We start from the raw sequence: 10,570 nt of genomic DNA on the forward strand, positions 1-10,570 counted from the left end.
GTCAGCCCTGCACCACACGCAGTACTTCGGCCAGGCTGGTCTCGCCGCGGGCCAGGCAGTCACTGGCCATCGCCACCAGGCTCTGGCGGCGCTCGGCCAGGTAGTCCTGCATGGCCAGTTCACTGGCGCCGTCATACAGCAGGCCGATGAGACCGGCGTCCAGTTCGATGAATTCGTACAGGCCCAAACGGCCGATATAGCCAGTGCCCTGGCACTGCTCGCAGCCCACCGCGTGGTAACTGCTGCCCAGCGCCGCCAGCTCAGGCCACAGCGCACGTTCGGCCGGCTGCAGGGGCTGCGCCACGGCGCAATGGCACAACCGCCGCACCAGGCGCTGGGCCAGTACACCGCGCAGGCACGATGCGATCAGGAACGGCTCGACGCCCATGTCGCGCAAGCGGGTGACCGCGCCCACTGCGCTGTTGGTGTGCAACGTCGACAGTACCAGGTGGCCGGTGAGGCTCGCCTGCACGGCGATCTGCGCAGTTTCCTGGTCGCGGATTTCGCCGAGCATGATCACATCCGGGTCCTGGCGCAGGATGGCACGCAGGCCGCTGGCGAAGGTCAGCCCGGCGCGCGGGTTGATGGCCGTCTGGCCGATGCCGGCGATGGCGTATTCCACCGGGTCCTCCACGGTGAGGATATTGCGGCTGCCGTCATTGAGGCTGTTGAGGCTGGCGTACAGGGTGGTGGTCTTGCCCGACCCGGTCGGCCCGGTGGACAGCACGATGCCGTTTGGCCTTGTCAGGCAGCTGCGCAGGCCGCGCAGTACTGCCGGGGGCATGCCCAGGTTGTCCAACGCCAGCAAGCTGGCCTGTTTGTCGAGCACACGCATGACCACGCGCTCGCCGTGGATGCCGGGCAAGGTCGAGACGCGCACGTCCACCTCACGCCCGGCGGCGCGCAAGGTGATACGGCCGTCCTGGGGCTGGCGTTTCTCGGCGATGTCCAGGCGCGCCATGACCTTGATCCGCGACACCAGCATGGCCGACAGCGCGCGCGGCGGGCGCAACACCTCGCGCAGGTGGCCGTCGACACGCAGACGCACCACCAGGCTCTGCTCGAAGGTCTCGATATGGATGTCCGAAGCGCGCAGGCGCAGGGCCTGGCCGAACAGGCCGTTGATCAGGCGGATCACCGGCGCTTCATCATCGCTTTCGAGCAGGTCCTCGATGCGCGGCATTTCGCTCATCAGGCTGTCCAGGTCGACCTGTTCGCCGATGCCTTCGATCAGTGCTTTGGTGGCGGCATCCCCGGCCTGATACAACTGCCCGAGGCGTTCGTCGAACGCCGCAGCTTCCAGGTAGTGCAGGGCCACGGGCTGGCCGTGCACACGCAGCAGCTCCTGCAGCTGGTTACTGTCGGCATCGCGGCGCAGCCACAACTGCCAGCCAGCCTCGGTCGGGGCCATGGCCAGCCCGGCCTGACGCGCAAGGCGATAGGGCAACATCACCAGTCACCCCCGTCCAGGCGTGCGCGGCTGGCGGGGAACACCCGCAGCAGCTGGCCGTCCTGCGCAAGGCCTGGCAGCTTGAGCGGCGTGGTCTGCTGCAGGGTGCGGTACTTGTCTTCGCTCAAACCCGCCAGGCTGGGCCCATCACGCAGGATCCGCGGGCGGATGAAAACCATCAGGTTCTGCTTGGTGTTCTTGCTGGCCTCGGACCGGAACAGCCGGCCCAGCCCTGGAATATCACCGAGAAACGGTACACGTTGATCGCTGGTGCTCAGCTCATCGCTGATCAGCCCGCCAAGGATCACCAGGCCATTGTCCTCGACCATGACCTTGGTCTTGATCTCGCGCTTGTTGGTGATCACGTCGCTGGCGGCGCTGGAGTCGGCGATCGATGAGACTTCCTGAACGATATCCAGGCGTACGCTGTTATCGATATTGATCTGCGGTTTTATGCGCAGCTTCACCCCTACTTCCTTGCGCTCGATGGTCTGGTAGGGGTTGGCGTTGTTCTGCGTCACGGAGCCGGTGACGAAGGGCACTTCCTGGCCGACCAGGATCGATGCTTCGGCGTTGTCCAGGGTCAGCAGGGTTGGCGTGGACAACAGGTTGAAGCCGCTCTTGCCCTTCAGTGCGTTGATCAGCATGGCGAAGTTGAAGCCACCGCCGAAGTGGCCGATACCGGCCGTCACGCCTGTGGTGGCCGACAGCAGGTCGCCCAGCGCTTCGTTGTCGCCACTGGCGGCAGCGCCCGCGATGTTGGCGATGTTCACCCCGTTGCTGCCGAAGTTGACGATGCCAGCGCCGAACTTTTCGTCGGCGAACAGCCACTGCACGCCAAGCTCCTGGGCGCGGCTGTCGGACACTTCGGCGATGATTGCTTCGACCACTACCTGGGCGCGGCGAATGTCCAACTGCTCGACGATGGAGCGGTAGGCGGCCAGTTCGCTGTCGGGGCCGACCATGACAACGGCATTGGTGCCCTCCTCGTACTCCAGGCGTATGCCCGAGTCGCTGGCGGCGGCCATCACCGGCTGGTCCTTGGCCTCGCCCTCGCCTGTTCCCTCGCTGGGCACGACGCCTTCCTGGCTCAACCCGCGCAGCACCTTCACCACCTCGCCAGCATTGGCATGGCGCAGGTAGATCACCTGGGTGTTGCTGCTGTGCCGGTTCTCAGTGGGCTGATCGAGCTGGCCCAACAAGGCTCGCACACGGTCGGTGCTGCCACGTACCAGCAAGGCATTGCTGCGCGGGTCAGCCACCACCTGGGTGCTATCTGCGCCCTGCTCGCGGGCCAACAGGCGGGTCAGCAACTGGGCGGTATCGGCGGCGCTGGCATGGCGCAGCGGCATGACCTTCAGGGGTTCGTCACTGACCTGGTCCAGCTGGCGCAACAGGCTGTCGATGCGTTCGAGGTTGCTGCGCCAATCAGTGACCACCAGCAGGTTTGCCGCAGGGTAAGGAGTGATCACACCGACACGGGGGTCGATCAGCGGCTTGAGAATACCGAGCATCTGCTCGCTGGCGGCGTTACGCACATTGAATACGCGGGTGGCCACGCCATCGCTGCCTTCGCTGGGCTTGCCGGCGGCCTCCACCGGCACCGGCTCAAGGCGCGCGGCCTGGTCGGGGACGATTTTCACGCTGCCATTGGGCAGATCGACCGCGGCATAGCCTTGGGCACGCAGCTGGGCAAGAAAGATATCGTAGATGGCATCGGCATCGTGGCGGTCGACGGTACGCACCGTGACCTTGCCTTTGACCCGCGGGTCGACGATGAAGGTGGTGCCGGTGATGCGCGACACGCTGTCGATGAACTCGCCCAGCTCGGTGTCGACGAAGTTCACCTCGTAAAGCGGTGTGCCGTTGTCATCGAAGGTTTCCGGTTCCTCTGCCCAGGCCGCAGACAGGGCCAGGGCCAAGGCAACGGCCACGCAATATTTCACCCGCATCGTTCATCCTTGCCGCTTGAAGCCGGTCACGACGGGGCGTGGCGGCCAGGGCAAGCGTTCGCGCCGCCCCTGGTTGTCGAAAATCAGGCCATCGGCGTCGATGTCCTGCAATACGATCCCTGGTGCCAAGCGCTGGCCACGGCCCAAGGTACGCACCTGCTGGCCATAGCGCAGCACCACGACGCTGGCCGACAACGGCTGTGCCTTGAGGCCGCCGAGGTACTGCAATGGCAAGCGGGTGAGCGCAATCGAGCCATCGTCGCCTGGGGCCTGCCAATGGCCGACCAGCAACCCCGGCAGCGGCGCGTCGAGGGCGACCGGGGCGCTGGCCGGTTGCGGCTGGCGCGCCAGCTGCAGCACGCATTGGGCGGCAAGCCACCCGGCCAGCGTGAGCAGGCTGCCGGTCATCAGGCGAGCGGCGAGTGTCATGACACCAGCTGCCGTGGGTGCCAGCCTGGGTGGCCTTGCACGTAGCGCACCTGCGGTACCTGCAAGGCCGCCAGTTGCCAACCCGGCCGCTGTCGCCCGAGCCAGGCCTCGACCCGCTGCCACAACGGCTCACCCGCCTGCTGCTCGAATTGCAGGCCAAAGGTGCGGCACAGACCCTGCACCGGCTCCAGGCCAGTGATGCGTTTGCCTTGTGGGCTGTAGCTCACCCCCCAGGCCTGGCTCTGCCAGCGTGGCAGGTCCTGGCTGTTGTCCAGCAGCAAAGGATCACCGAACAGTTGCTCGGCCGCGTTTTCCAGCACCTGCTCGACCTGCCGGGCCGGCGCCTCGACCACCGGTGCCGGGTAGCCACCGGTGAGGCTGATCAGGTGCTCGCGCGTGATGGCCTCGCCAGCGGCCAATGGGTAGTCATAGCGAAGGCCCGGCAACAGCACCGGCATACTGCTGTCATCGGCCAGGGCCTGGTGCAGCAACGCGTCCCAACTGCCGCCACGCGTGTCGCGACGCCACAGCGCCTGTGGCGCAAGCGCAAGCGGCTGGTCGAGCCACGCTGCATGGCCTGCACGCTGCTGACGCAACTCGGCCTGCAACTGGCTGGCGCGCAACTGCGCTGCGGCTGAGAGTTGCTGGGCCACTGCCGGAACAAAACGCCCATCGAACTGCCATTGCCCAGCGACCTGTTGGCAACGCAGGCGGAATGCACCGCTGCCCCGGCAACCGGCAAACAACACCGGTATGCGCCGGCCACTGGCCTGGGTCGCCTGTACCGGTGTGGGCCACAGGTCCTGGCCCCGCGCGCAGAGCAGCACATCGATCTGCGCCACGCGCTCGGCCAGCCACAGGCCTGGGCCGGTGCCGACATCCGCCAGCGCCACCACCAGGTCCGCTTCGCGGCGGGCCTGCTCGAAGGTCGGCAGCAGCGATTGGTACCACTGTTTGAGCGAGGCTTTCTGGTCCTGGGCGTAAGGGTCGGTGACGCCCACCACGGCGATGCGTGCACCGCCGCGCTCGAAGACGTGCAAAGGCTCCAGGCCCAAAGTTTTGCGTTGTTCATCGGCAATGCCTGCAGCAAGCGTCATCGCCGAAGACTGGTGGTAAAGCGCGGCACTGCGCTGTGGCCAGAGCACGCGCTCATCACTGCTCACACGGGCTTCGCTACCCAAGAGTTGGCTACCCTGCACACCGCTCTCGCCCTGGGTCAGATAGGCCAGGCCACTTCCGTTCCAGCCCTGGCCATTCTCGAGGGTCAGGCTATTGCCCGGCCCCGCCTCGGCGCGCAGTTGTTCCAACAGGGCCGCGAGCACGGCATAGCCACCCAGTTGCACGCTGGCCGCCTGGCTGGCATCGAGCAAAGGCGCGAGTTCAGGGTGAGCCGCGCTGGCGCTGGCGCCGGTCATCCACGGTGCCCGGCCCAGGTGGCTGACCGGGCCCAGGCGCGTTGCCGGCACCACGGGCCGGCCGGGCTGGCGCGCATCGAGGGTGTCGGCGACGTACAACAGGTCCAGGCTGGCATTGCCGCCGCGCTGGCCCGGGAATGCAGAACAGGCACCGAGCAACGGTGCCAGGGCACCGACACCCATCCATCTGATCATCTCGCGCCTGTACACACTGCTTACCATCGGGCCCGCCATCCTTATCGAGTTCTTTCTGGGCCCCGGATGTTGCGGCGTTGGCATTACAGTTTGATGGCAGAAATCCGACAACCATTCCAGATTGTTCTTTCTGGCCAAGCGATAAGAACTTAAAGTTTTAAAGCGACGTTAATATTTCTGCCAAAGAATCATCATCTTTGCGCTCTAAAGTCGCGGTTTCCTCCAACTCAGCCAATACAAGGACACCCTGATGAGTCGAGAAACCGGCGACAACCTGGACCGCAACCACAGTGGCAACCTGCCGATGGCCAGCGTCATGGACGCCTACCTAAGCCGTCGCAGCGTGATGCGTGGCAGCCTGGGTGCCGCTATCGCCATGATTGCCGGTACCGGCCTGACCGGCTGCTTCGACAGTGGCGATTCCGACAACGATGACCCGGCAACCGAGCCGCCGGTTACCGAACCTGAAGTACCGAAACTGGCACTGGGCTTCCAGTCCATCGCGGGCTCACGCACCGATGCCTGTGTCGTCGCCGCAGGCTACAGTGCCTACGTGCTGGCACCGTGGGGCACGCCGATCAACAGCAACGGCAACCCGTGGAAGTCGGACGGCAGCAATACCTCCAGCGACCAGGCCAACGCCATGGGCATGCACCATGACGGCATGCATTTCTTCCCTATCAATGGCAGCTCTGAAGACGGCCTGCTGGCGATCAACTTCGAATACATCGATGCCGCCGCCCTGCATCCCAACGGCCCGACCACCGACGCCAGCGGCAATCGCCCGGCCGAAGAAGTGCGCAAGGAAATCAACGCCCACGGTGCTGGCGTGGTGCGCCTGCAGAAGCTCAACGGGCGCTGGCAGGTGGTCGACAACGACCCGCTCAACCGCCGCTTCACGACCGCCTCACGTATGGAAATCACCGGCCCCATGCGTGGCACCGACCACGTCAAGACCAAGTACTCGGCTGACGGTACCCACTGCCGCGGGACCAACAACAACTGCGGCAACGGCTACACACCGTGGGGCACTTACCTGACCTGCGAAGAGAACTGGCCTGGCATCTTCGTCAACAAAGACACCCGCCCGGAAGACCAGCGACGCATCGGCGTCGGCACCTCCAGCGGCCAGTACAAGTGGGAGACCGCTGCCGGTGACAGCACCGAACAAAGCGATGAGTTCGCCCGCTTCGACGTGACCATCAAAGGGGCCAGCGCCACCGACGACTACCGCAACGAAGCCAGCACCTATGGCTACATCGTCGAGATCGATCCGTACAACAGCAGCACCTTGGCCACCAAGCGTACCGCGCTCGGCCGCTTCCGCCACGAGGGCTGCTGCCCGGGCCTGGCGGTGGCCGGTAAACCGCTGGTCTGGTACATGGGCGACGACTCCAACAACGAGTACCTGTACAAGTTCGTCTCCACCGCGCTGTGGGATGCCGCCGACGCAACCCCGGCCGACCGCCTGGCCACCGGCGCCAAGTACATGGACCAGGGCAACCTCTACGTGGCCCGCTTCAATGCAGACGGCACAGGCGAGTGGATTCTGCTCGACGTGGCCACCGCCACCACTGGCGGCAGCACCCTCGGGGCGCTGTACGGTAACCTGGCAGGCATCATCCTCAACACCCGCGGGGCGGGCGATGCAGTGGGTGCAACGCCGATGGACCGCCCGGAATGGACAGCGGTCCACCCGCTCAATGGCGATGTCTACCTGACGCTGACCAACAACAGCGCGCGCACTCCGGACAAAGTCGATGCGGCCAACCCGCGTGGCCCGAACCGCCACGGCCACATCATCCGCTGGCACGACAGCGACGATCACCTGAGCTTCACCTGGGACATCTTCGTGTTCGGCGCCAACGCTGCCGGTACCGCCGATATCAACCGCTCGGGCCTGACCGAGCTCAACCAGTTCGCCAGCCCTGACGGCATGAGCTTCGATAGCCGTGGCGTGTTGTGGTTCGAGACTGACAACGGCGAGAGCACGGTCACCGATTACACCAATGATCAGGTGCTGGCGGTGATCCCTACCGACCTGGTGGATGCCACTGGCAAACAGGTACCGGTCAATGCCCAGAACCAGGTGGACTTGCGCCGCTTCTTCGTCGGGCCTAACGGCTGCGAGGTGACCGGCATTGCCTTCAGCCCGGACAACAAGTCGATGTTCGTCAACATCCAGCACCCGCAGAACTGGCCTTACACCGACAAGGCCACCGATGTGACCGCGGCGGGGACCACAGTACGGCCGAGAGCTTCGACCGTGGTGATCCAGCGTGATGATGGCGGGGAAATCGGGACTGCCTGATCGGCTTGTGCATCAGGGCCGCTTTGCGGCTGGTTTTGTTGAATTAAAACTGTCGTCGAACAATTAAAACTGTCGCCGGTGGAGGGGAGCCTCTCGCTTCCCTTCATCGGACAGCTTCACCAGCCTCCTCGCGTCATCCCTCCCTACCTTGTACTGGCGTTTTTTCATGCCCCTCCCGATTCAGCCTGATGAAACTCTTCCGTCATACGTGAGAAGGAACCTGCTGCTTTATTGGGCCGAGCCCAAGGTAGAGATCTTCGAAGACCTGCGTACACGCCATGTGATAAAGACAGCCGAAGTCAGGAGGCTCGCTGAAGCCCTCGGCTGGCCTGGGTGCTATGGGTTCAATCGACTTGTTCACAATCACACACTGAACGCGGCGTTTCACGTCATCAAAAGTGACTGGGATGTAGCCTACTCAGCCACTCAGTACCTTTCCGAGGGGGAGCGCTTCAGTGAGTGGGATGCTTCCTTCTGCCCTGAATGCGTTAGGGAAGACCTCAAGGTCCACGGGTTTTCATACTGGAGGCGCTATGGCGCGTCAAAGGTGTCGGTGTGCCCCAAGCACAACGCTGTCTTGCTTAGGGATTGCCCTTTTTGCGGTCAGTTGTTCACTCGTATAGATCATGATCTCGATGTGATGTGGAAAACTTGCGGCGGCCGACATCTCGCCGAAGCCGAGGTTGTTCCTAACCACGACCCATTGGCGCTCAAGCGCGCTGAGGTTTACCAGCGATTGTGCAGGTCGCCCCATATCATCTCTGGTTTGCATGCAGCCAAGGTGCTATTGGATAAAGCTACTGAATTGAGCCCGCAGCTCAGTGGTGAGGACATCGCTCAAATCCTATGCCGATGATGTGAATGCCGGCAAAATATCTAAGACAGAAGCTGTTCAGCAGGCAAACAGCAAATCTAACCTTGCTGGAGCATGCACCTCTTGCAACAGCTCCAAAGGCTCCAAAACCATCAGTCCTGATGCCAGCGGAAATAACGACACCTGGATTCCCCCCATTCAACGCAGGCAGTAATCGCAGGATAGACCCATGAAACTAAATGAATTACAGGCACAAGTAGTGGCGCACCTGTTCGAACAGCTACCGCTGGAAGACCCGGTCGATACTCTGGACTTCAGCTTGAGCGGTGAATTCAAAGGGCGGTTCGTATGCATCGAGGCCAAAGTCCAAGGGACAGGATCGGACACTAGCTTGGTCGCCAACCTGCCTAGCTATTCCAACACCGTATTCATAGCATTTACGCGTGGGCACACACGCGAAACGACGTTGATTTTGGCCAACCTCGAAGACTACCTGCGGGAAACCCAGCGTAGCTTGGCTGCCGGGGACGTGGTAGTCCTGCCTGCCAACCAAGCGGCCGTTGGATCCGCTGCACCTCACGCGGTGATGCTCATGAATACTAGTGTTTCCCCCGAGCTGCAGAACTTGCCGGAAGCCTTGAACCTGCCTGCCGGGATCGTGAATTTTTTCTTCGCGCTCGGGCTTGATGAACAGGAATTTACCTGCCTGAAAGAACAAGGCTTTGACGTCCTGATGGACCAGTTCATAGCGTCTGGCAAAGACTTGTTCATGAATTGACCCTCCAAAGGTTGAGAGCGTGGCAGTTACGCCCCGCGCTCAATCCTTTGCCACTTCGATCTCCGCCCTCGTCGTTCCTGGATCGTTGCTGTTCCTTCTACTCGGCTTGCCTTGGCTTGGCCACACAAACCTTGTTCGGTTCACTGACCTCAAGCTGCCGCGCAACGTGGTTCGGCTACCGGTGCCGGTCGCAGGGACTGCGACCGGAGTTTACTGAAGTCCACTATCCTTGTTTTCCTCTCTGCCGTCAGAGTGCCTGGGAAGGGAGATGATCGTAAGGATCTTCAGCGGTTTGGAGCAACTGGCGATCGAGATGAATCGTTTAAGCTGCGACCACTGGGGAGCTCGTCAAATACAAAGGATCCGCGCCTTAGCCTAATGAAGCAGAGGAGAGAGTTACGCGGACGGCTCAGAGCAGATATAAATATAAAAATATTATTAAATATCAATGCGTTAGCCGCGTGCGACAGTTTTAATTCTCTAGCTGCTGGCGATTTATCAAGTTTCTAAGCTCTCGCGACAGTTTTGCGCCTCCTCTCAACGGAGCTGCAGACCTCGAAATTCAAGGCCACGGCGCGACAGTTTTAATTCTCTAAATCCACGGCCCAATCGCCGGCAAGCCGGCTCCCACCCGGATCGCGCCGGCTTTTAGAAATTGCGCAAGGCGGTCGCTTCAATAGGTAGAGCGCAGGCCTGAAGAACTGCGCGGTCGGGGTGGGAGAACCAGGTGTATTTACGTCGCTTCTTCGTCGGGCCTAACGGCTGCGAGGTGACCGGCATTGCCTTCAGCCCAGACAACAAGTCGATGTTCGTCAACATCCAGCACCCGCAGAACTGGCCTTACACCGACAAGGCCACCGATGTGACCCCGGCGGGGACCACAGTACGGCCGAGAGCTTCGACCGTGGTGATCCAGCGTGATGATGGCGGGGAAATCGGGACTGCCTGATCGGCTTGTGCATCAGGGCCGCTTTGCGGCCCAATCGCCGGCAAGCCGGCCACCGGGATCGCGCCAACTATTAGAAGTTGAGCAAGACAGTTGCCCACACATGGTCGCGCCGGCTTTTAGAAATTGCGCAAGACGGTTGCTGCCACAGGTAGAGCGCAGGCCTGAAGAACTGCGCGGTCGGGGTGGGAGATTCTATGGTTATCAGCAAGCCATTTTCCCGCCTTTGGTGACGTATTCGTCCTGATTTCTCATCAGGGCGAATGCCACTCGTGCGAGC

The 10,570-nt window shown here is 62.4% G+C and carries 7 protein-coding genes and 1 pseudogene; 4 read left to right on the top strand and 4 right to left on the bottom strand.

Going from position 1 to position 10,570, the window contains the following annotated elements; all coding sequences use genetic code 11:
- Position 1 precedes the first annotated feature (1 nt).
- The 4 genes from ACIPZH_RS22355 to ACIPZH_RS22370 are packed head-to-tail and all read right to left on the bottom strand — an operon-like array spanning position 2 to position 5,468.
- Complete coding sequence (locus ACIPZH_RS22355) at positions 2–1,450, bottom strand: GspE/PulE family protein (RefSeq protein WP_400637889.1); 1,449 nt, start codon at positions 1,448–1,450, stop codon at positions 2–4.
- Positions 1,450–3,402, bottom strand: coding sequence for a type II secretion system secretin GspD (gene gspD / locus ACIPZH_RS22360; RefSeq protein WP_400637891.1), 1,953 nt, complete (start codon positions 3,400–3,402; stop codon positions 1,450–1,452). The genes ACIPZH_RS22355 and gspD overlap by 1 nt, the downstream gene beginning before the upstream one ends.
- Before the next feature lie 3 nt (positions 3,403–3,405).
- Positions 3,406–3,831 (bottom strand): pilus assembly protein PilZ, encoded by a 426-nt coding sequence (locus ACIPZH_RS22365; protein WP_400637893.1) that lies wholly within the window; start codon positions 3,829–3,831, stop codon positions 3,406–3,408.
- Positions 3,828–5,468, bottom strand: a complete 1,641-nt coding sequence (locus ACIPZH_RS22370; RefSeq protein ID WP_400626229.1) for a lipoprotein UxpA — start codon at positions 5,466–5,468, stop codon at positions 3,828–3,830. Before ACIPZH_RS22370 ends, ACIPZH_RS22365 begins: the two co-directional genes overlap by 4 nt.
- 223 nt (positions 5,469–5,691) lie before the next feature.
- Between ACIPZH_RS22370 and ACIPZH_RS22375 the strand changes: the two genes are divergently transcribed.
- The 4 genes and pseudogenes from ACIPZH_RS22375 to ACIPZH_RS22390 all read left to right on the top strand — a co-directional run.
- The gene (locus ACIPZH_RS22375; protein ID WP_400637895.1) at positions 5,692–7,752 is read left to right on the top strand and encodes a PhoX family protein; all 2,061 of its coding nucleotides are present in this window, start codon (positions 5,692–5,694) and stop codon (positions 7,750–7,752) included.
- A 166-nt stretch (positions 7,753–7,918) separates the two neighbouring features.
- Complete coding sequence (locus tag ACIPZH_RS22380) at positions 7,919–8,608, top strand: TniQ family protein (RefSeq protein WP_400637897.1); 690 nt, start codon at positions 7,919–7,921, stop codon at positions 8,606–8,608.
- Between the two features lie 187 nt (positions 8,609–8,795).
- On the top strand, positions 8,796–9,344 hold the full coding sequence (locus ACIPZH_RS22385) for a suppressor of fused domain protein (protein WP_400637899.1): 549 nt from the start codon (positions 8,796–8,798) through the stop codon (positions 9,342–9,344).
- 718 nt (positions 9,345–10,062) lie between these two features.
- A pseudogene (locus ACIPZH_RS22390) lies at positions 10,063–10,293 on the top strand (alkaline phosphatase PhoX); the annotation flags it as partial.
- Between the last annotated feature and the right edge of the window lie 277 nt (positions 10,294–10,570).

Origin of the sequence: Pseudomonas sp. NPDC089758 (genome assembly GCF_044748705.1) — a bacterium.
In the GTDB taxonomy this organism is placed as follows: domain Bacteria; phylum Pseudomonadota; class Gammaproteobacteria; order Pseudomonadales; family Pseudomonadaceae; genus Aquipseudomonas; species Aquipseudomonas putida_X.